24 protein-coding genes are annotated in these 20,497 nt (G+C 66.7%); 21 read left to right on the top strand and 3 right to left on the bottom strand.

Annotated features, from left to right (window positions below):
- Positions 1-125: 125 nt before the first annotated feature.
- From ACF1A1_RS06770 to ACF1A1_RS06820, 11 genes are all read left to right on the top strand, one after another.
- Positions 126-434 carry a small secreted hydrophilic protein gene (locus ACF1A1_RS06770; protein WP_391646411.1) on the top strand — a complete coding sequence of 103 codons (309 nt, stop codon included), beginning with the start codon at positions 126-128 and terminating at the stop codon, positions 432-434.
- Complete coding sequence (locus ACF1A1_RS06775) at positions 364-1,863, top strand: ATP-binding protein (protein ID WP_391646413.1); 1,500 nt, start codon at positions 364-366, stop codon at positions 1,861-1,863. Before ACF1A1_RS06770 ends, ACF1A1_RS06775 begins: the two co-directional genes overlap by 71 nt.
- Positions 1,860-2,522 (top strand): response regulator transcription factor, encoded by a 663-nt coding sequence (locus ACF1A1_RS06780; protein WP_391646145.1) that lies wholly within the window; start codon positions 1,860-1,862, stop codon positions 2,520-2,522. The genes ACF1A1_RS06775 and ACF1A1_RS06780 overlap by 4 nt, the downstream gene beginning before the upstream one ends.
- Positions 2,523-2,665: 143 nt before the next feature.
- On the top strand, positions 2,666-4,057 hold the full coding sequence (locus tag ACF1A1_RS06785; protein WP_391646415.1) for an SLC13 family permease: 1,392 nt from the start codon (positions 2,666-2,668) through the stop codon (positions 4,055-4,057).
- A gap of 11 nt (positions 4,058-4,068) precedes the next feature.
- Positions 4,069-5,262 carry a glycerate kinase gene (locus tag ACF1A1_RS06790; RefSeq protein WP_391646147.1) on the top strand — a complete coding sequence of 398 codons (1,194 nt, stop codon included), beginning with the start codon at positions 4,069-4,071 and terminating at the stop codon, positions 5,260-5,262.
- Between the two features lie 524 nt (positions 5,263-5,786).
- Positions 5,787-6,173, top strand: coding sequence for a type II toxin-antitoxin system RelE/ParE family toxin (locus ACF1A1_RS06795; protein WP_391646417.1), 387 nt, complete (start codon positions 5,787-5,789; stop codon positions 6,171-6,173).
- Positions 6,170-6,508: an XRE family transcriptional regulator gene (locus ACF1A1_RS06800; RefSeq protein WP_391646149.1), complete on the top strand. Its 339-nt coding sequence runs from the start codon at positions 6,170-6,172 to the stop codon at positions 6,506-6,508. The genes ACF1A1_RS06795 and ACF1A1_RS06800 overlap by 4 nt, the downstream gene beginning before the upstream one ends.
- An 812-nt stretch (positions 6,509-7,320) precedes the next feature.
- Positions 7,321-7,860: a hypothetical protein gene (locus ACF1A1_RS06805; protein WP_365597057.1), complete on the top strand. Its 540-nt coding sequence runs from the start codon at positions 7,321-7,323 to the stop codon at positions 7,858-7,860.
- A complete protein-coding gene (locus ACF1A1_RS06810; RefSeq protein WP_391646151.1) occupies positions 7,857-9,080 on the top strand; it encodes a hypothetical protein in 1,224 nt (407 codons plus the stop codon). The genes ACF1A1_RS06805 and ACF1A1_RS06810 overlap by 4 nt, the downstream gene beginning before the upstream one ends.
- Before the next feature lie 906 nt (positions 9,081-9,986).
- The gene (locus ACF1A1_RS06815; protein ID WP_391646153.1) at positions 9,987-10,496 is read left to right on the top strand and encodes a hypothetical protein; all 510 of its coding nucleotides are present in this window, start codon (positions 9,987-9,989) and stop codon (positions 10,494-10,496) included.
- Positions 10,496-12,145: an ATP-binding protein gene (locus ACF1A1_RS06820; protein ID WP_391646154.1), complete on the top strand. Its 1,650-nt coding sequence runs from the start codon at positions 10,496-10,498 to the stop codon at positions 12,143-12,145. Before ACF1A1_RS06815 ends, ACF1A1_RS06820 begins: the two co-directional genes overlap by 1 nt.
- A gap of 383 nt (positions 12,146-12,528) precedes the next feature.
- Here the strand turns inward: ACF1A1_RS06820 and ACF1A1_RS06825 are convergent, their stop codons facing one another.
- Positions 12,529-13,260 (bottom strand): hypothetical protein, encoded by a 732-nt coding sequence (locus ACF1A1_RS06825; RefSeq protein ID WP_391646156.1) that lies wholly within the window; start codon positions 13,258-13,260, stop codon positions 12,529-12,531.
- A complete protein-coding gene (locus ACF1A1_RS06830) occupies positions 13,257-14,342 on the bottom strand; it encodes a DUF1152 domain-containing protein (RefSeq protein WP_391646158.1) in 1,086 nt (361 codons plus the stop codon). Before ACF1A1_RS06830 ends, ACF1A1_RS06825 begins: the two co-directional genes overlap by 4 nt.
- Positions 14,343-14,424: 82 nt before the next feature.
- Here ACF1A1_RS06830 and ACF1A1_RS06835 point away from each other — a divergent pair, with 82 nt between their 5' ends.
- The 3 genes from ACF1A1_RS06835 (at position 14,425) to ACF1A1_RS06845 (ending at position 16,701) form a co-directional block, all read left to right on the top strand.
- Positions 14,425-15,165, top strand: coding sequence for a GntR family transcriptional regulator (locus tag ACF1A1_RS06835; RefSeq protein WP_391646159.1), 741 nt, complete (start codon positions 14,425-14,427; stop codon positions 15,163-15,165).
- A 277-nt stretch (positions 15,166-15,442) separates the two neighbouring features.
- Positions 15,443-15,880: an ATP-binding protein gene (locus ACF1A1_RS06840; protein WP_391646161.1), complete on the top strand. Its 438-nt coding sequence runs from the start codon at positions 15,443-15,445 to the stop codon at positions 15,878-15,880.
- Between the two features lie 92 nt (positions 15,881-15,972).
- Entirely contained in the window at positions 15,973-16,701 is a 729-nt protein-coding gene (locus ACF1A1_RS06845; RefSeq protein ID WP_391646163.1) for a GntR family transcriptional regulator, read from the top strand.
- A 13-nt stretch (positions 16,702-16,714) separates the two neighbouring features.
- Here ACF1A1_RS06845 and ACF1A1_RS06850 read toward each other — a convergent pair whose 3' ends face one another.
- Positions 16,715-17,026, bottom strand: a complete 312-nt coding sequence (locus ACF1A1_RS06850; protein WP_391646165.1) for a hypothetical protein — start codon at positions 17,024-17,026, stop codon at positions 16,715-16,717.
- Between the two features lie 178 nt (positions 17,027-17,204).
- Here ACF1A1_RS06850 and ACF1A1_RS06855 point away from each other — a divergent pair, with 178 nt between their 5' ends.
- The 7 genes from ACF1A1_RS06855 to ACF1A1_RS06885 all read left to right on the top strand — a co-directional run bounded on the left by ACF1A1_RS06855 (position 17,205) and on the right by ACF1A1_RS06885 (position 20,496).
- A complete protein-coding gene (locus ACF1A1_RS06855; protein ID WP_073940924.1) occupies positions 17,205-17,555 on the top strand; it encodes a hypothetical protein in 351 nt (116 codons plus the stop codon).
- Between the two features lie 5 nt (positions 17,556-17,560).
- Positions 17,561-18,934, top strand: a complete 1,374-nt coding sequence (locus ACF1A1_RS06860) for an FtsK/SpoIIIE domain-containing protein (protein WP_391646167.1) — start codon at positions 17,561-17,563, stop codon at positions 18,932-18,934.
- 83 nt (positions 18,935-19,017) lie between these two features.
- Positions 19,018-19,614, top strand: a complete 597-nt coding sequence (locus ACF1A1_RS06865) for a DUF2637 domain-containing protein (RefSeq protein ID WP_391646169.1) — start codon at positions 19,018-19,020, stop codon at positions 19,612-19,614.
- A 20-nt stretch (positions 19,615-19,634) separates the two neighbouring features.
- The gene (locus ACF1A1_RS06870; RefSeq protein ID WP_391646171.1) at positions 19,635-19,835 is read left to right on the top strand and encodes a hypothetical protein; all 201 of its coding nucleotides are present in this window, start codon (positions 19,635-19,637) and stop codon (positions 19,833-19,835) included.
- Positions 19,835-20,026, top strand: a complete 192-nt coding sequence (locus tag ACF1A1_RS06875) for a mobile element transfer protein (protein ID WP_159687192.1) — start codon at positions 19,835-19,837, stop codon at positions 20,024-20,026. Before ACF1A1_RS06870 ends, ACF1A1_RS06875 begins: the two co-directional genes overlap by 1 nt.
- Positions 20,027-20,035: 9 nt before the next feature.
- Entirely contained in the window at positions 20,036-20,230 is a 195-nt protein-coding gene (locus ACF1A1_RS06880) for a hypothetical protein (protein WP_067240896.1), read from the top strand.
- A 17-nt stretch (positions 20,231-20,247) separates the two neighbouring features.
- On the top strand, positions 20,248-20,496 hold the full coding sequence (locus ACF1A1_RS06885; protein ID WP_391646419.1) for a SpdD protein: 249 nt from the start codon (positions 20,248-20,250) through the stop codon (positions 20,494-20,496).
- Position 20,497 lies beyond the last annotated feature (1 nt).

Raw genomic sequence — 20,497 nt, forward strand, 5'->3', positions numbered from 1 at the left:
TCGTGCACCTCGGGACCGGATGGACCGGATCCGCTCCGCGCCCCTTGCGGTCGGCTCCCTCAGATGAAGAGTTCCTCATCCCGGGCTCATCCTGGCAGTCCGGTGCCCGGCGAAGAATCGTCCTCATGGTCTTCTCCCGCCGGATCGCGGCCCTCGCCGCCGTCGTCGTGATTCCCCTCGGGATCGCCGCGACGAGCTTCGCCCTCACCGACCCTGCCGAGTCGCCCGGGGTACCGTCCAAGATAGAGCTCGACAGTGGTTCGCCCACGCCGACCGTGCCCCGGCCCACGCCGACTCCCACGCCGAGCGACGAGGTCGTGTCGCGGCCCCCGGTGACCGACAGCCCTGCGGGTGATGACGACGATGACGACGGCCCCGGCGAGAACGGCTCGGACAACGGAGCAGGGGACGGCGCCGGGCCAGGCGACGACTGACGTGCCGCGCCGGCGGATCTCCGCCCGGGTCCACATCCTGCTGTGGCTCCTGCTCGTGATGGCGGTCGCGCTCGCCTCGGTGGCCACGACGACCCGCTCGATCCTGCTGCGGGACACGGATCACAGGATCAACCGCCTGCTCGCCCAGGAGACCGGCGAGTTCACCAACTTCGAGGAACGGGGGGTCGACCCCGGGACCGGCCGTCCGTTCACCGATCCGAGTCGGCTGCTCAGGGTCTTCCTGGAGCGGCAGTACGCCGACCCGGACGAGGAACTGATCGGCCTGGTGGGCCAGGTGGGCGCAGAACCCACCCAGATCATCCAACAGCGGGAGATCCCCGCGGACCTGCCCCTGCACAAGGACACCGACGCCCGGCGCCGCATCTTCGACTCGCCCGACTCCACAGGGATCCTCCACCGGCCGTCGGGTGAGATCCGCTGGGCCAAGGTGGCCGTGGCCCGGTACGGCGGCGAACCGGAGGCCGCGTTCGTGGTCGCCTTCCATCCGGGGCGCGAACTGCGGCGCGTGGAGGAGGTGTTCCGCATCCTGCTCGCCATCTCCGGAGTGGCCCTGCTGATGACGACCGGGATCGCGTGGGGGGTCGCCGGGCGGATCCTCAAGCCGGTACGGCTGGTGCGCACCGCGGCCGCGCAGCTCACCGAGCAGGACCTCACCCGTCGTATCCCGGTGCACGGCAGGGACGACGTGGCCGCGCTCGCCGAGACGTTCAACGCGATGCTCGACCGGCTGGAGCGGGCCTTCGCCGCCCAGCGCGAGTTCGTCGACGACGCGGGCCACGAGCTGCGCACCCCGATCACCATCGTGCGCGGCCATCTCGAGCTGATGGGGGACGACCCGGTCGAGCGCGAGGAGACCGTCCGCCTGGTCACCGACGAGCTGGACCGGATGAGCCGCATCGTCGAGGACCTGCTCCTTCTCGCCAAGGCCGAACGGCCCGACTTCGTCACCCCGGAGCCGGTGCAGCTCGCCGAACTCACCGCCGACGTCTACGTCAAGGCCCGCACCCTGGGAGAGCGTGACTGGCGACTCGCCGAAGTCGCCGACCAGGAGGCAGGGCTGGATCCCCAGCGGATCACCCAGGCCATGGTCCAGCTGGCCCAGAACGCCGTGCAGCACACCATGCCGGGGCAGACCATCCGCATCGGCTCCCGCGCCCACGGCTCGCGCGTCGAGCTGTACGTCGCCGACTCGGGATGCGGCGTCCAGCCGCAGGACAGCGAGGTGATCTTCGAGCGGTTCCGCCGCGGGACCGCTCGGCGCGGCAGCGGCGGATCGGGGGCCGGGCTGGGACTGTCGATCGTCCGGGCGATAGCGGAGGCCCACGGCGGCCGGGTCGGTCTGCACGGCACGGAGGGCGGGGGCGCGACCTTCGTCCTGGTTCTGGATCGGGAAGAGGCACGCACGTGAACCGCATTCTCATCGTCGAGGACGAGGAGCGCATCGCCGCCTTCGTGGAGAAGGGCCTGCACGCCAACGGTTTCACCACCACCGTGGTCGGCGACGGCGACGCGGCGTACGAGTACGCCGTGACCGGCGGCTTCGACCTGGTCGTCCTGGACATCGGCCTGCCCGGCCGGGACGGCTTCACCGTGCTGCGCGAGCTGCGCGAGGCCCGGGTGACCATCCCGGTGATCGTGCTGACCGCACGCGACTCCGTGCGGGACACGGTGGCGGGTCTGGAGGGCGGCGCCGACGACTGGATGACCAAACCGTTCCGCTTCGAGGAACTGCTCGCGCGGGTGCGGCTGCGGTTGCGTACGGCGGCCAGGGCGCCCGAGGTGACGGTGCTGAGGTCCGGTTCGCTGAGCCTGGACCTGCGCACGCGGCGGGCACGGGCCGGGGAGCGGACCGTCGACCTGACGGCCCGCGAGTTCGTACTGCTGGAGCTGTTCCTGCGGCATCCGGGCCAGGTGCTGTCCCGCGAGCAGATCCTGTCGCACGTGTGGGGGTACGACTTCGATCCCGGCTCCAACATCGTGGACGTGTACGTGCGCGCCCTGCGGAAGAAGCTGGGGCCGGAGCGGGTGGAGACGGTACGGGGCATGGGGTACCGGCTGCCGGCGTGACGAGCGGCGGCACCCCGGGCGGCGGCACCCCGGGCGGCAGTGCCCCGGGCGGCGGGGCGTGAAGCTTCCTTCATCTGCGGCTCATCGACGGCTCACCGCCCGCATGAACCCTGGATGACGTGACCCTGAACCTGCGGCTGAGCATGGCCCTCTGTACGGCGCTGTCGCTCTGCGCGGTGCTCGTGGGCCCCGGCGACCTCCCCGGCCTGAGCGGCGACGCCCGCCTCACGCTCGCGGTGTTCGCCCTGGCGACCTGCGCATGGATCGCCACCCCCATTGACGACACGTACATCGCGCTGGGCGCCGGGCTCGCGCTGACGGTGACCGGAGTGATCAGCAGCGACACGCTCTTCGGCACCCTCGGCGACTCGACGGTGTGGCTGCTGATCTGCGCCTTCGTGCTGGCGGCCGCGGTGACCCGGACGGGGCTCGCGGGGCGGGCGGCGGTGTTCCTGGTGGGCGGGGCGCGCACCGTCCGGCAGCTCGTGCACCTGACGACGGCCGCGCTGGTCGTCACGGCGTTCGCGGTGTCCGCCACCTCGGGCCGGGCCGCGCTGGCGCTGCCGGTGTTCCTGGCCCTCGCCAAGGCACTTGCCGACCGGAAACGACTGGTCGTGATGCTGGCACTGCTGTTCCCGACGGTGATCCTCCTGTCCGCGGTGGCCACCCTGATCGGGGCGGGCGCGCATCTGATCACCGTGTCCGTGCTGTGGGAGGCCACGGGTGACCGGATCGGCTTCACACAGTGGCTGCTGCTGGGGCTTCCGCTGGCCACGGCCTCCTCCCACCTGGCCGCCGAGGCCGTGCTGCTGACGACCACCCGGCGCGCGGACCGCCGCGGTCCCGTGCGCATCACCGCCGAGCAGATCCAGGAGCACAGCGACCGCCCGGTCACCGGCCCCTGGTCACAGGCGGAGACACGCTGCGCGCTGCTGCTCGGCACGGTCGTGGTCCTGTGGTGCGCCGAGCCGCTGCACCGGGTACCGCCCGCGGTGGTCGCCCTGATCGGCGCGGTCGTCGCCTCCTCACCGGCCCTCGGCACGGTACGGCTGAAGGACGCGCTCAAGACCGTCCCCTGGTCGCTGCTGCTGTTCATGGCCGCGACGATGGCCATGGGCGTCGCACTCGCCGACTCGGGCGCGGCCGGGTGGCTGGTCTCCGGGCTCCCTTCGGGGATCACCCCGACCGCCTTCCTGACCGTCGTGATCGTCATCAGTACGGCGGCCCATCTGGTCCTCCAGTCCCGTTCGGCGCGCTCCTCGGTGCTGGTGCCCCTGGTCGTCGCGGCCGCCGTGGGCGCCGGCGTCAACCCGGTCGCCGCCGCCCTCGCCTCCACCGCCGCCGCGGGCTTCTGCCACACGCTTCCAACCTCGGCGAAACCGGTCACCCTCTTCGCCGAGATCCCCGGCACCCCCACCTACACCCCGCGCGACCTGCTGCGCCTGTCCGCCGTCCTGGCACCGCTGACGGCCGCCCTCGTCCTGCTCTTCGCCGTCGCGGTGTGGCCGCTGCTCGGCGTCCCCGTCGTCCGATAGGAGCCCGACCCATGCTCACTCGTGTCGCCGTAGCCCCCAGCGGCTTCAAGGAGTCCCTGTCCGCCCAGGCCGCCGCCCACGCCATCGCGGCGGGTGTGCGCCGCGTCGTGCCGGACGCCGAGCTCGACCTCATCCCCCTGGTGGACGGCGGCGAGGGCACGGCCGCCGCGCTGGCCGCCTCGACCGGGGGCCGGCTGGTCGCCCTGCCCGCCACCGGGCCACTCGGGGACCCCGTCGGCACCCACTTCGCGCTCCTCGGCTCCCGCGACACGGCGGTCGTGGAGATGGCGGCGGTCGCGGGCCTCTCCCTCGTCCCGCGCGGCCTGCGCGACCCGGGCGCCACCACCACGTACGGCGTCGGCGAACTGATCCGCGCCGCGCTCGACATGGGCGTCCGGCGCGTCCTCGTCGGCTGCGGCGACTCCGGTACGTCCGATGGGGGCGCCGGGGCGCTCCAGGCACTGGGTGCCCGCCTGCTCGACCAGGATGGTCTCGAACTCCCGCCGGGCGGAGGGGAGTTGACCCGACTGCACCGCATCGACACGTCGAACCTCGACCCCCGTCTGGAGGACGTGGACCTGCTCGTCGCCTGCAACCCGTACAACGTGCTGTGCGGCGAGCGCGGCGTCGCCAGGGTCTTCGGCCCGCAGAAGGGCGCCAGTCCCGCACAGGTGGAGGATCTGTCGACGGGCCTGGAGAACTGGGCGTACGTCCTGACCCGCGACCTCGAAGTCACCGGCACCGATCTCCGTCGCGGCCCCGGAACCGGCGCCTCGGGCGGCCTCGGCGCGGGCCTGGCCGCCCTCGGCGCCCGCCTCCTCCCCCGCTTCGAGGTGCTGCTGGACCACCTCGACCTGGACGCCCGCCTCGCCCGGGCCGACCTGGTCGTCACCGCCGAGGGCGCCCTGGACCGTCAGACGCCGCGCGGCAAGGTCCCGGCCGAGGTGGCCCGCCGCGCCAAGCTGCACGGGCGCCCGGTACTCGCCCTGGCGGGCACGCTCGGCGAGGGCGCGCACGAGGTGCCGGGCGTGGACGCCTGCCACGGCATCCTGCCCGCCCCGATGGCTCTGGCCGAGGCACTGCTGCGGGCGGCCGACCTGCTCACCGACGCGACCGAGCGCGCCCTGCGGATGATCCTCCTGGGCGCCCGGCTACCGGTTCCCGCGAAGGTGCCGCCGACGCAACGCCCGTCCTCCGTACCGTAATCCCACCGGACCCCGTCCCGGACGAGTCCTCGCATCACGCTCCTCAGCCCCACGGCGAATTCGGATGCGGGCGACTGTTCCGGCGTGTGCCCATCCTTCGTGCGGCTCACGCAGTTCTCCGGAAGCAGCACACGATCACAGGTGGCTCGTACCCAGGACATGTGTGGTTCGCGGATGCGTATGTGGGTCGGCCTCCGGCTGTCATTCGACGTCGACTCCGTAAGGCGCGGCGCGTCCGGACACGGACGCTCATCCCGGGAACACCGACACGGAAACCGAACCCCAGAACCCACCCCTCTCCCCGAGAACAGTCTGGCACCGCGAGTGATCTCGGGGGAGCAGTCGAGCTGGTTCTGCAGCCAGCTGTCCGGCACGCCTGATGCCAATGACATCACCGGCTGCCGAGGGTCGGCATCCCGCAATCCCGAAGACGGGAAGCTGCAGCTTGCGATCTCCCGCAACGGCCGAGAGGTAGGGAGGTGAAGGTCAGCTGTTGCCCAGCCCGTATTAACGCTTGCGTTAACATCGAGTCCGTGGCTCAATGGGAAGTGGTCCTCGTCGCGGAGGTCGCGGCGTGGTTCGAGGCGCTGGCCGAGGAGGACTGGGACAGCGCCGAACAGGTAGAAGACGCCATCGACATGCTGGCGGCCACGGGCCCCACGCTGGGTCGTCCGCTGGTCGACCGGATCCAGGGTGCCGATAGCCATCACTTGAAGGAGCTCAGACCGGGATCGTCCGGGAGTACCGAGATCCGGATCCTCTTCGCTTTCGATCCAGTGCGCCGGGCGGTTCTGCTGGTGGCCGGCGACAAGGCCGGAAACTGGCAGCGCTGGTACGACGTGAACGTCCCGATTGCCGAGAAGCGCTACCAGGCGCATGTGGCCGATCTTGAAACCAGGGAGTACGAATGAGCACGGTCAGCTGGGAGGAGACCAAGCGCAAGGCGCGCGAGCGGCGCGAGGCCGCTGGGTTGCCGGTGCGTTCGGCGCAGGAAAAGCAAGCAGCCATGGACAGGCTCACCGCGGAAGTGCGCGCTCACAAGCTGGCAGAGGTCCGACGTGAGCAGGCGCTGACGCAGCGCGAAGTCGCCGCCTCGATGGGAGTCTCAGCTCCCCGTGTTTCCGCGATCGAGCACGGAGAACTCGACCGCGCTGAGGTAGCCACGCTCAGGGCTTACGTGGAAGCACTCGGGGGTCGGCTGCGCGTGGTCGCAGATTTCGGGGATGCGGAGTACACCGTCGCTTGAGGCGACTGACACCTTCAGAGCTTGCGTACGCGCACCGGATTGGCCGTTCGCAGTTCATCTGGCGACACAGCGCCGTACGGCCCCTGGACCGCCACAAGGCGTTCCGCGTGGTGCCCGACGACCTCCCGCTCTGACGCAGGATCCTCCGCGGTCAAGTGCCTGCTCCGGCAAGGGACTTGCGTACCGCCCACGACGAAGTGCGTGCGGGACGGGTGTCCGCCGCCGCCCGGAAACAGCAGGCTGGGGGCTCGCCTTCCGTTCATCTACGTGACAGTGCAGGTCAGCGCTGGGCTGCGACGTGATTGGGGGTGCCATCTGGCGCCCGTGCCCTCTGCCTGCCCGATTTCGGGGCGCAGGGGTACCTGCACTACGCAGCAATGGCTCACCAATGAGCAAACCCCAGGCCGCTGACCTGGGGTTTCATCATGGAGCGGGTGACGAGAATCGAACTCGCGCTCTCAGCTTGGGAAGCTGAGGTGATCTAGCGCGCATTGCAGGGCTGACCTGCGACGGTGCGGTGCTGGCGCCTTCTGGGCGGTCGACTGGTTCCCCGGTGTTCCCCGTGGTTCCCCGTACGATCTGGCACGGATCTGGCACCACCTTCTCGATCACGTCGTGAGGCCGGAAGGACGGACGGGCTACGGATCGCGGCCAGCGGCGGGCTCCACGGCATCACATCTGCGATCGCAGCCTGCTCCAGCCCTAAGTTTCACCGGACCCCAGTCACGCGCTTGGCAGTACGGTACGGTATGGGACTAACTACCATCAGAACATTGGGTACTTAGAGGCGTGACCGGGCGAGGGTACAGAGCGTGAGCGAGGAGGACCTTCGCCGCCGGGGTCTACCGGCAAGCGCGCTGAAGGAACGCGTCAGCTACTTGACGCTCGGCCTCGTGGCTACTGGTGCGGGCTGCTTCCTTAGCGATCCTCAACTGGACTACGACTGTCTAGACGTGACGATCAATGGCTCCGGTCCACACCAGCGCCGACGCCCTCGCTTCGATGTGCAGATCAAGGCGAGCAGCGTGGGTGGCGCAGTGCGAGCCCTGGCAGGGGGAGACTTCTCGATCTCGCTGCCGCGTGACCAGTACGAGAACCTGAGGGCGCCGGCGTTCCTGCCGATCAAGTTCGTGGCTCACATCTTTCCACGGGGAACCGAGATCCCTCAGGTCGTCACCCAGGGCGATCGCATGATGCTCGATGGCATCATGCTTAGGTCTGACCCTCGTGAGTGGCGCCCGCTGCCCTCAGGACAAGAGTCCGGGACAGTGCATCTCCGCCGCGAGGACGTATTCGATATCGAGTACATCAAAAGCGAGATCAAAATTTTGGGTGATGGAGGTGGGCGGTGAATCAGAATCCGATGGACGATTTCTACGCCCTCGCTTCAATCATTCCTCCAGATCAGGTATCCCAGTATCTGTACGCCCAAGGTTGGGATCTGATCGATAGGCGAGATGGCCTGCTTGAAGAGTGGGCTGAGCCGACGGCACCGGAAGGGGAGGTCGAGTCTGAGATTCACCTCCTGCCTATAAATTCCGCATATCGAGACTTTAGGCGAAGGTTCGTCGAGCTCCTCGCGGCAGTTGCTAGTTACTATAAAATCGATGCCGCTGAGCTATCTAATCGCGTTCGCTTCGAAAGCACCGATGTACTCCTGTTTCGCATTTCCCACGATGGCGATCATGGTGATTCCGTAGGTATTGACGAAGCCACTGGTGTTTTGCGCGTAGCCCAACGAATGCTGGCAATGTCTGCGCGCTATACTTCTAGCCCAGGTAAAGAGTTCACTGGGCGAATGCGGCCGGAGGCACGAGAATATATCACAAAGCATGTAGCGCTCGGGCATACGCGGAAGGGGAGTTTTATTTTCCCCATCCTCTCTGGTCCACGAACCGGCAGAGGTCCAGAAACTCTATTTGCGCGTCGCGTGATGGAAAATCTCGCCATTGGTCTTCGTCGAGTTCAATCGCTTCCTGACGCGGTCTATCCTGCAGTATCGGATGAATTCGCCCCTCTAGTGATTGGGCTAGCCGATTCCTTGCAGGCCTTCTCTAAGGTGCCAGGTTTCCAACTCGTCGACATTTCTTTCAGGTGGGCGCCGGGGCATGAAATTCCTCATGGCGTTCCTGATCGGGCTATCGCCCTAGAGTCTGAGTTGATCGACCGGATCGTCCTATCTGGAACCAGAGCAAGAGAACTTCTGCAGAGCCGCCTTGGTGATCACGATCGCTTTGCGCTGATGGCAACTAGGAGAATGGTGGATGACCCTACATCCGTTCCGTCCTTGCCGCCTGCGGAAACCGTGGAAATTAGGGGTCAGGTCGTCGCACTTCAGATCGATGACAGGCGGATACAAGACTGGGGAAGTCGGTATTCTTTTGTCCTTCGTTCTGAAATCCGCGATGAAGTTTTCGACGTGCAAATCCCAGTCAGTGAGAGTGACTATTATGCGGCGGTCGAGGCCCGTAACAGTGGACTGACGACGACTGCTGTGGGTGTTTTGGCGAGAACTGGCAGCGGAATGATTCTGGAAGGTGAGGTCGCCTTTGATCGCCAGCGGAGTCGATGAAGGCAATGCTAGCCGAATGTGAGCCACAAATACCCGGCTCTCAGTTGAGGATAATCCCTGGCGTGCCTCGTAGCAGGGGAAAAATTCTTCTCTCCGAGGCCACGTGAGCTAGGCGGAATCTCAATGGGCGAGTCATGCCTGCATTCTTGCCCCTGTCTTGCCTGGGATCTCGGTGACCTGCGTTTTCCCTGCTCAGCAGGGGTGGGCCCTGCGCCTGGTGGTCGTCGTTGGTCGTCCTTGGCCACTGCTGAGCGGCCTCGGACGTCCAAGCCTTGCCGCATGCAGACCCACGCTCGGCTGACAGTCGGCAACCTTGATGCTGCCCGCCTGAACCTCAGCCGACGACAGTCAGCCACGATGGCGGGTGCGCCGACCGACCACGCACGCGTGTGCCTCGCTGCACCCCCTCCGGCCTCAGCCACGCTGCCGGTGTCGTCGACCAGAGCAAGCCGCGATGGCCGGCCCGTGAAGACGACCCGGGGCCCCAAGGACCTCAGCTTAGGCAGCTGCAGCATTGGGGCCCAGTTGGGGCGCTGACCTGGGCATACGGTCGCACCGTGGCCTCGTCCCGCTTGGCTGCCTTCACCGAGAAGCCCCACAGTCTCCCGCTCGATCTGCTGCGGTTGGCGTGCGGCGGCGCGGACCAACCCCGTTCTGGGCGGACAATGCGACGACATCGGCGCCATGTTCGGTGAGCGACTCATCGATGTAGCCGAACAACTCCTCGGCCATGTGCCTGCCCCACGCCCACGAACCTCACTGGGATCTGCTGTAGCACACGCATGGTGCTGTAAGCGGTCCCGCGATTTTAGGATGAGCCAGTCGCTTGGTGGGTAGTGTGGAACGCCGAGACCTACTAACCTTGTGGCGCTGGCGGGGGTTACGCAGGGGGGTAGCGCAGAATACATGCCAACAGTCACGCTTGCCGATCAAATGCTGTTGCATATTTCCACAAGTAAGAGTGCGACGATATCTGCACTTCCAGCGGGTGGAAGCAAGTATCCATTTCCAACGGCTCAATTACTGCAACAAGTCGTCTCGGATCGCCTACTTCTAGCAGGAGGGCATCTCCGAGCTGGCGATGCTCTTCTTTTCGCAACGCAATACAGATCCGCCATCAGTCGTTTCTATTACGCGATGTACCAATCTGCGCGCGCCATCGCTTTCGCGGAGACCAAAGGTGACGATCATGAGCGTCACAACGTATTGCCGCGCAATCTTCCAGCAAACATCGACAATCCGGCCGTGCGCGAGGCGGAGCTCGTAGATGCCCGCCTGCTGCGGAACCAGGCCGATTACGATATCTACCCAATCAAAGAGTCGGATTGGGAGAGTGATGCTCGTGCTCTTTCTGCAACAGCGGCCAACTTCGTCCAGATGTGCGAAGCCTTCGCCCTAACGAACGGATATATCTGATGTCGGCAAGCGATTACGAATCGCGTATCGCTCGGGTGCTCAACGATGCAGATATCTCCATTGTGCGCGTCGAGGAAAGATCATTCCCGGGCGAACGGTGGTTTCTTGTTTGGGTGAATGAAGACTCGATAGCGGCCGCGCAGAGCCTCGCTGGTGCAATTGAGCAGGAACTGAACTCCGTCCACGATACGGAAAATGAGTCTCTGGCCGTCACCTTTAGGCCGCATCGCACCGATGTCGAAAAGCCTCGGAGTTCCACGTCAAACAGCGTCCTCGCCTCTTCCAAGGTTGACCAGCTGATCCAACTGCTGGAAGCCAGGTCACGTACGTCTGACGCACTCCCCAGCTTGAAGTATATGGAGGATCCCAGGGCGAGCCTGGCCGCTATTGGCGCATCACGTCACCATCTCGTTTACGGTCGGCGTGGTGTAGGAAAAACGGCGCTCCTGCTTGAAGCTAAGCGTCTCGCTGAGAGGGACGGGCATGTAACAACGTGGATGAATGCCCATACTCTGCGACTGATGGACTCCTCTACCGCTTTCCTTATGATTGCGGAAAGCGTGCTGACCTCATTGATCCAGCACGCAGGTACTTCCCATGGTGACTCCTTCGCTCGCCTGAAAGATCTCGCCGAGAAAGTGGCGTCCCTTCGAGCAAATGGAGGGGACGTAGCGCTCGGCGAAACCATCGCCGATTTGAATAAGGCACTGCGGGCCGTTCTGCGGGCGGGGATCGTTCGCCTGTATCTGTACCTCGATGACTTCTACCTTTTCCCCATCTCCTCTCAGCCGCATCTGCTTGACTACTTGGCTGGCATGCTGCGCGACTGCGATGGGTGGCTGAAGGTTACGAGTATCGAACGCTTGACGCGACCTTTCGAGCCGTCCTCGCGTATCGGCATTGAGATTCCGCACGACGCATCGAAGATCGATCTCGACGTGACTCTGGAAGATCCAGAAGCCACACAGAAGTTTTTGGAGTCCGTGCTTACAAACTACACGGAGACCGTGGGAATTGCTAAGCCTTCCAGTATCACCCGCAGTGCGGCGCTTGGCAGGTTGATTCTCGGCTCAGGTGGCGTGCCGAGGGATTACCTGAACCTTTTCGCGTCTTCAATCGTGGCGGCTAGATCTCGTACCAATGCTCGGGAGGTCGGGCAGGAAGACGTCGCGGATGCTGCTGGCAAGGCAGCGCGAGGGAAGTTGCGAGACCTAGAGCAGGATGTTTCTGCCGATAGCGCCGATTCTTTGACGTCGGCACTCGAGTACCTTTCCTCGTATGTTCGAGGTGAGGGGTACACCTATTTCCGAGTCGACGTCGCGCAGAAATCCCATCCGGCCTATGAGACGCTTGCACGCCTTGTCGACCTTCGGTTCGCGCACCTGATTCAGGCTACGCTCTCGGATCAGCACCGTCAGGGAGTCAAGTATGAGGCGTACATTCTCGACCTCAGTCAGTACTCGGACGTGCGCTTGAAGCGCGGGTTGCACGTCCTTGACCTTGAGGATGGAAAATGGACTTTTAGGCTCAGCGGCAAGGCTAATACACTCAAGAAACTGAAGAGCACCCTATTTCGAGACGAGCTGCGACGATCGCCTGTGCTCGACTTGGAGGCACTGGGACGGCATGCGGGTCTGAACACAGCGTGAGGTCGGCGGAACGACTTCGGGCTGGAGCTGCTGAGGCGCGAGTGATCATGGCTCCGTAAGCTTCTGGCACGTGGGGCAGTCTGTGGACCTGCCCCGTAAAGCACCACGTCGGGGCCATGATCTTCGAGGCTCGGGCTAACGTGGCCGCGTAAAGCCGCGGAGCCGACAGCCCCAGCCACGACGTACGCCTTATCTAGCCTTGGGCGGCTGATTGCTGATGGCGCGGCACGGTCGCCGGCCGGGCTGGAGCGGGGCGGAGACAGGAGCGCAGGCCCGGCCGGGGGCCGGGCCGCGCGCGGTGAGCGGAGCGAGCCGCCTTGAACCCGTGAAGAAAGTTGTAACTCAATGACCCTGGGACTCGTGGGGCAGGACCCGGGTCCTGGTCAAAACGGTGGCTCTTCGCTGCAACCGTCGGCCCATGACAGGTTGGGATTCTGCGGGCGTTCTAGGCCTGATGAGTCTTCGCCCCAGGCGTCGAGAGCGTCGACGGCAAGTGCGCGGCGCTGCCAGAACTCGCTGGTGCCCAAGTCCGCTCGGATCAAGGGCGTGAGGGGCCGTCGGTGGTGCAGCAACCGAGAGTCATCAAGAAGCGGGATGCAGGCTGCTAGGGCTGCTTCGCGTACGTGCCGGTCGGCGTCGACGGTGTACGGCGCAGAGGCCGAAAACAGGAGTGGTCGCAGACCTTGGACGGCCACCGCCGGCGGCCAGTCGTGTAGGGGGTGCTCGCTCCGCTGGTACAGCGCTTCGGCTTCGTCTGTGACCTCTCCTGCAACCGAGGCTATCCAGGCAAGCAATTCGGCGCGTAGGCAGCCGGGGAAGTCGTACTCCGCCTTGTCGACGGCGCGGGTCGTTCGCGGGTCAGACAAAATCCCGGCCACATAGCGTGCCGTGGGCACTGTCGCGTCGTAGATTGTGTTCCCGTGGTGGAGCGTGTTGTACAGGTAGTTGAGGGCGTCGGTCCTGACGCTCTGATCCGCTTCGAGGAGTGCGGCAAGCCTCGTGGGCGAGTCGGCGGCTGAGCCACGGCCGTGCTCCAATGCTGCCCAGTTCGTGTCTGCGAGCACGTTCGCGGGATCGGGTAGCTCGACTGGCAGCCACAGACTGTCTCTGGTCATGCGATGTGCCAGAGAGGTGCGTCGTACTGCTCTGGACGGCTGCTGATGAGCAGTTGGCGCAGGTCCTCGCGGAGGGAGCCGTTGAGGTTCAGGGCCTCGGTGATGCGGCGGAACGTCGTGTGGGTGACTCCGCGGTTCCGTGCCTCGGCCTCGAACTGGTCGAGCTGGGTCAGCACGGCCTGGGGGTCGAGCTTCACCGGTGGCTGCTCTTTGAGCCATGCGGCCTTGTTGCGCTCGTAGTCGATCTCCGAGTAGCCGCAGATCTCGCGGCTGTGTGCTTCTACTTCGTCCAGTGTGGCGGTCGTCATGATGGCGCGGGCCAACTGGTTGCGGCTCAGTGCTTCGTCCAGATCGACCTCATGGACGGTCGGCCCTTCGTCGGTGAGGGGGACGGGGAGTCCGGCGTCCCGCATCTCGCACGTGCCGCGTACGCCTCGGGCTGTCGCCGCGAGCATCCCGGTTGCCTCGGAGGGGTGCCACTCCAGTACTGAGCTGACTGGCTCAACGTCCCTGGCTGTGAAGGTGTGGATCAGTGGGCCGAGCATGCCGCGCAGTTCATCGGGAGGCAGTTCGCCGTCCAGACCTGGGCCTGCCACCAGGAGGCGGATCGGTGCGTTCACCTGGCCGCACGCGGCGAGCGTGACGGCGTCTGCAAGCGGGCTTTTCAATGTTGGTTCATCGCCTCGGGCGAGGATGTCGCCGCCCACGTCCAGGAGATCGATCGACTCCGGTGAGAAGTGGCTTAGGAGCTCTTCGAGTTGGCGGGTGGCGCCCTCGGCTCCGTGGCGCGGGTCGATCAGCGCGAAGGTGTGCGGGAGCTCTGCTGCGAGGCGGGGGAGGGTGGATCCTGCCGGTGCGATCGGGCGGGCCTTGGCCGGCACTGCCCAGACTGCTGGGGTGAGGGATTGGAGGCCAGTGAAGTTCTCTGGCCCTCGGGGGCCTGGTACCGGGTCGATCAGCAAGCGGTCCCACGCGTACGTGAGGATCACCGCCTGGTCGTCGTCGCCGTACAAGGCGGCGTGAAGCATTGCGGCGGCGACTGCGTCGCCCCCTCCTCCTGCTGCGACGATCAACCGCGTCATGGCCCCAAGACTACGGGGTCGGCCCCTTGACCAGTCACCCTATAGTGGCTAGAGGCTATAGCCACTTGGACGAGGAGGAGACATGCCTCAGATTGAGGAGGCGCAGCCGAAGTATCTTCAGATCGCGCACTTCATCCGTGATCAGATCCTTCGGGGCGACCTGCGGCCCGGGGACGAGGTTCCCTCGGAGCGACAGTTGGCGGCGGACTGGAAGGTGTCCCGGCCTACGGCGGCGCGGTCGCTGGAAGCGCTGAGCCATCAGGGGCTTGTCGAGAAGCGGCAGGGTTCCGGCACGTACGTGCGGAGCCTTGAAGTGAACCGGCGGGCACGTGAGTTGTACGGGCGAGCCAGGCAGACCGGGAAGATCTACACGCCCGGTGAGTACGCCGTGATCACGTCGGCGGGATGGCTGGAGGCGCCGGATCACGTTGCTGAGGCTTTGGGCCTCGTGAAGGATCGTCGAGCCGTGCATCGCCGGCGTGTGACCAACAACCAGGACGGGCCCATCACGCTGTCTACTTCGTGGTTCGCGCCGGACGTCGGGCAGCGGGCGCCCAAGCTTCTGGAGCCGGAGCGGATCCAAGAGGGCACCTTGATGTACGTCGAGAACATGACGGGGCGGCAGGGGAGTTACGCCGAGGACCGCATGTGTGCCAGGCAGGCGACCGAGGAGGAAGCGTCAGACCTCCAGCTTGAGCCCGGCACTGCGGTGCTCATCGTGCATCACGTCGTCTTCGACCTCCAGGACCGGCCGTTGGAGTTCGCCGAAGCCACCTACCCGCCGCACCGCTGGGCGTTCGAGCAGGGATATCCGCTCACCTGATGGCTCGTCACTTCGATGGAACTGCTTGCACACTGCGAGTGGCTAATGCCACTATCCAGTAAGTGGCTAAGGCCACTTGATCGGAAGGGGGCACGGAGTGACGAGTCAGCGGCCGGACCAGGGAGCTCACTTACCTTGCCGGAGTTGCCGGGGACGTGGCTGGAAGCGTGTCAGTTCGCGTACGTCCCTGGCACTCGCCGCTGCCGCCGACCGCACTCGTGCCACATCGAAGCGGCGCTGCCTCGACTGCGACGGCAGCGGCAAGGAGTGAGCGCGGATGGCTTACACGATCGACCGCTACCCCTGTGAGGACTCCCCGCGGCTCGGAGCGATGACCTTGCATCCGACCCCGGAGTCCGTCCCCCGGGCCCGACGCTGGTTCAGGAAGTTCATCGCCCCGTACAACCCGGCCTGCTCGATCGAGGACTGCGTGCTGATGATCTCGGAGCTGGTGACCAATGCCATCTGCTACGGGCAGGCGGACGAGGCGTGGCAGGTGCGGGTGGAGTGGTTCCGGGAGGAGACCTCCCTCCGGGTCGAGGTGCACAACCCCGGTTTCCCGGCGAACGTGCGGCTCCGGCGCCCCGACGCCAACGACGCGCACGGGCGGGGGCTGCTGCTGGTCGACTCGATCGCCGAGTCGTGGCACTCCGGGCCCAGTCGCTTCGGTGGGACGGTGGTCTCCTTCGTGGTCGCTGATGCCTGGCCGTCGTAAGGGCAATACCGTCCCTTGGTACTGCGTCGGCGGATTCGTCGCTAGTCTGGTTGACCAGTTGACTTGGCCAATCTCGACAGGCGGCGGCGTTCATGGCGTATGAAGTGGAGGCACCGAAGTACGTCCGCCTCGCTCAGACCATTCAGCAGCGCATCGAGGACGGCACGTACCCGCCCGGCACTCGTGTGCCCAGTGAGAACCAATTGGTGCAGGCCTTCGGGATGTCCCGCCCAACCGTCGTCCGGGCGCTGGAGCTGCTGAAGCGTGACGGCTGGCTGGAGTCTCGGCAGGGGTACGGCACGATCGTGCGGGGGCGTCCGGCGGTAGTCGAGCAGAAGGACCGCCGGGGGAGTGAAGCGCTCGCACGTGACGAGTCGCAGTCCCCCGGGCGGCTCGTTGAGGTCGGTCACGTCCCCGTTCCGGCGCGCGTCGCCTCCGTGCTCGGGCTGCCAAAGCGGGCCAAGGTCCTCATGCGCCGGTTCCTCGTCATGGAGGACGGCGAACCCGTCGAACTGGTCTCGTCGTACTTTCCCGCCGGCCTGGTCGAGGGCACCGAACTGGAGAGTGCCGACGCTCTGAGCGGCAGTACTCGCGCGCACCTGGAAGCACGCAAGAAGGTCCGCTTCGACCACGTGACGGAACGGGTCTCAGCCCGGCTACCTGCGCCTGCCGAAGCCGAGCTTCTTGACGTCCCGGAGGGCGTTCCGGTGCTGAGCGTCCTCGTCGTCGCGTGCGACGCCTCCGGCCAAGCGCTGCAAGTCTCTGACGTGCTGCTTCCTGCCGATCGGCAGGAGCTGGAAGACACCTACCGCCTGCACTGAGTCCGGTTCAGGGCTAGCCATCCTCCCGGCCGGGAAGTGGCGCGCCCTGGAGAAACGCTCGGTAAGCGTCTGCGGCGTCGTCCTCCACGGTTGGCCCTTCCGGTCCGTACCGTGTGTCGCTCCGGTCGCGTTTCGGTCCGGAGATCCAGTAAGCCTCATCGGTCTCGACGTCGTAGAAGTTCGCGTCGAACAAGCCCAGACCCGTGGCGCGCCGCAGGGTTCGCCCTTGGAAGTAGGCCGTCTTCCAGCTCTTGGAGAAGTCCACCCACCCGATCCACGAGGGTCCGCGGTCAGTGTCGTGGCCCGTCTTGAGCTGCACGAACATGATTCGGCGAGGCATGGTCCCAGCTTGGCCGGTCACGCTCCCCCAGCAAACCGAGTTTGTGGATCGATCCGATGGCCCAACCGTTCTAGCTTGACAAGTCAACTTGGCATCTCTAACTTCGAACTTGCTAAGTCAACTTGTCAGGTGGCGAGTTGATCGACTCTGAAGGAGAAACTCTGTGCGTGTGATCCGAGTTGACGCCTCGACCGCGACGATCCTGCTCACCGAAGCGCCGGCGCCGAAGGTGCGCGACCGGCAGACCGGGGAGATCGCCAAGGACGCCGTGAGCGGTGAGGCGCTGATGACCATCGGCGTCGTCTACATCGACGAGGGTGAGTCGTCGCTGATCCAGGTCACCATCCCCGAGAGCGGTGTGACGGACGGCTTGGCCGTCGGTGCCCCGGTCTCCCTCCCGGGCCTCGTCGCCCGGCCTTGGCAGAGCGTCTTCAACGGGCAGCAGCGGCACGGCATCGCCTACCGCGCCACGGCCGTCATGCCCGGCACCTTCCAGATGGCTCAGGCGGGCTGATCGACGTGACCGATCTGGTGACGTTGGCCGAGCTGGGCGGACCGCTCGCCGTGATAGGCGGCGCGGCCTACGCCCGGCACGCCCACCCGGCGGCGTACTGGTCCACGGTCGGGCTGCCGCTGTCGGTGGCCCGGCTGCTGGCCTCGTACTCCTCGACCATGGACGCCTGCGGGCTGACCGTCGAACCGTCCCGCTGGCGGGCCTTGGCCGTTCGGGCGACTACGCGCCGTGAGGTGCGGCCGGTTCCTCCGCGTCGGGGGATGATCCGGCCCACCTCGACCGGGCTCCGGGTGCGGCTGCGGCTCGCCCCGGGGCAGGAACCGGCGGACGTGGCCGCCTCGGCCGAACGGCTGCGGCATGCCTGGGGTGTTCACGCCGTGTACGTGCGGGACGTCAAGCCCGGTGTCGTCGAACTCCGACTCGTCGGCTACGACGTCTTACGCAAGGTGCGCATGCCTCGCCGCGTGGACAGCGGGCTTCTGCGGGTGCCGGTGGCGCTGCGGGAGGACGTGACCGCGTTCGTCCGCGACTATCGCGCCGTACCGCATGAACTCGTCCTCGGCGCCACGCTGTCCGGCAAGTCCATGTACCTCCGACACCTCATCTCCGGCCTCGCGGCCCAACCTGTCGCCCTGGTCGGCGTCGACTGCAAGCGCGGCGTCGAGCTGGCGCCCTTCGCCTCGCGGCTCTCCGCGCTGGCGACCGAACCGGACGAAGCGGCCGAACTGCTGCCCGTCCTGGTCAAGGAAATGGAGGACCGATACGACCTGATCAAAGCCCGGCAGGGCATAGCCCCCGGAACTCCGGACGAGGAGATCACCTCGGACGTCTGGGGCCTGCCCGAGAGTGAACGCCCCGCTCCCATCGTCCTGTTCGTCGACGAGGTGGCCGAACTCTTCCTCGTCGCCACCCGCAAGGACGAGGAACGGCGGGATGAGATGGTCACTCACCTCATCCGGCTCGCCCAGCTCGGCCGCGCGGCCGGCATCTACCTCGAAGTGTGCGGGCAGCGCTTCGGCGCCGAACTGGGCAAGGGTGCGACCATGCTCCGCGCGCAGTTGACCGGCCGTGTCTCCCACCGCGTCAACGATGAAGCCTCCGCCAAGATGGCCCTCGGCGATATCGCACCCGAAGCGGTCGACGCGGCCTGCTCCATCGCCCCCGAACTGCCCGGCCTGGCCGTCGTCGGCGACACCTCCGGCGGCTGGTCCCGCATCCGCACCCCGTACCTGTCCCTCGCCGATGCTGCGGCTACCTGCCGGGAATCGGCGCACCTCGCCCCGGACGTACCGGCGCTCGCGCCCTTTCGGCCGTACGTCCCGCCCGTGCCCGTAGAGGCGTCCGGGACGGCGACCGTTCCCCGCCCGGTGACCGAGTAGCCGTACGCAACCCACCGGCCGGCGTGGCCGTACCGCGCCGAGTCCCTACCCCGCCATGCCCGCAAGCCGGAAGGAGTGGCGCCGTGCGTTCCCTGCCCGTCCGCCTCGACGCCGTACTCGTCCAAGCCCTGATCGCCGCCGCGCTGTCCTTCGCCCACCTGCACGACCTGGCCGCAGCCGCCGGACAGGACGGCTGGAAGGCGTGGGCCTACCCGGTCTCCGTCGACCTGCTGCTGGTGGCGGCCTGGCGGCGACTGCGCTCCGGTGGGTCGAAAGCGGCCGGGTGGTGCTGGTTCCTCGTCGCGCTCACCGCCTCGCTCGGCGCCAACGTCGCCACGGCCGGGCTGCTCGACCTGGACGTCGTGCCGGCCTGGCTACGCATCCTCGTCGCCGGATGGCCTGCGGTCGCCTTCCTCGGCGGCACGCTCCTCGCCCACGGCTCGACGGAAGAGCCCGCGGCGGCCTCGATCCCGGCGCCTGAACCGCCCGCCGTCGAAGCAGCGCCCGAACCGGCTCCACAGTCCGCCACCCCCGTCCCGCCCGCCCTCGTCGCCCACGCCCGCAAGGTCGCCGACGACCATCGCGCCCGGACCGGAACCCCCATCGACACCCCGACCCTCCGCGCCCGCCTCGGCGTCCCGCTGCCGCTCGCCGAAGCCATCGCCACCCAACTCACCTAGATCCGGGAGCACTTCCGCACATGCGTCCGTCCACGCTCCGCGTCCTCAACCGCGCCGCCGAGCTGACCCGCCAGAACCGCCTCACCGAAGCAATGCTCATCGCCGAACCCGTGATCCTCACCGCCGACGAGTACGAGGGCGAGGAGATCCGGCGGTGGCTGCTCGACCACGTCGCCGACTTCACCGGCGAGAACCACGACGAACCGAAGGAGCTGCCCTGATGCCCGCCAACCCCCGCTTCCGCCGCGTCGTCCGCATCGGCCCCGTCCAGGTCGGCACGTACCACGACGGCCGGGGCCGCGAGAAGCACGCCGCCGTCTGCACGGCTCCGCGCTGCGGCTTCTCCGCCGACTACGACAGCCGCACCGCCGCCGAGCTGGCCGCCCGCACCCACCGTTGCCGCGTCCGCTGAGGAGACCTTGTGACCGTCTCGCTCCCGCTCGTCTTCGTCCTGGGCGTCATCGCCTGGGCCGCGATCAAGTTTCTCGGCGTCCGCCTCTGGGTCGCCGTCGTGATCGCCCTGTTCGGCTTCTGGCTCTCGCACACCTTCCTCGCCCCCGCCATAGAGACCGGCACCCGCACCGGAGTCGGCGTCGTCAACGGCACCGACAAGTGACAAGGAGGCCCGCCATGTTGTTCCGCCCGCAGCTCCCCGAAGCACCGCACTCGCCCACGACCATCACCACGCAGCAGCACCAGGTGCAGGCTCCGGTGCCGTCCGCCGGCCGCCCGCTCACCCCCTACGTGGGCGCGGTCGCCGCCGTGGTCGTCGTCGGCATCGTCCTCACCGCGCTCCTGGCGGCGGTCGCCGTCACGGCCGTGTCCGTGGCCATCGCCGCCGTGGTCCTGCGCTCCCTCGTCACAGGCGCCAACCGGCGCTGAC

It is taken from the genome of Streptomyces sp. NPDC014995, assembly GCF_043080745.1.
GTDB lineage: Bacteria > Actinomycetota > Actinomycetes > Streptomycetales > Streptomycetaceae > Streptomyces.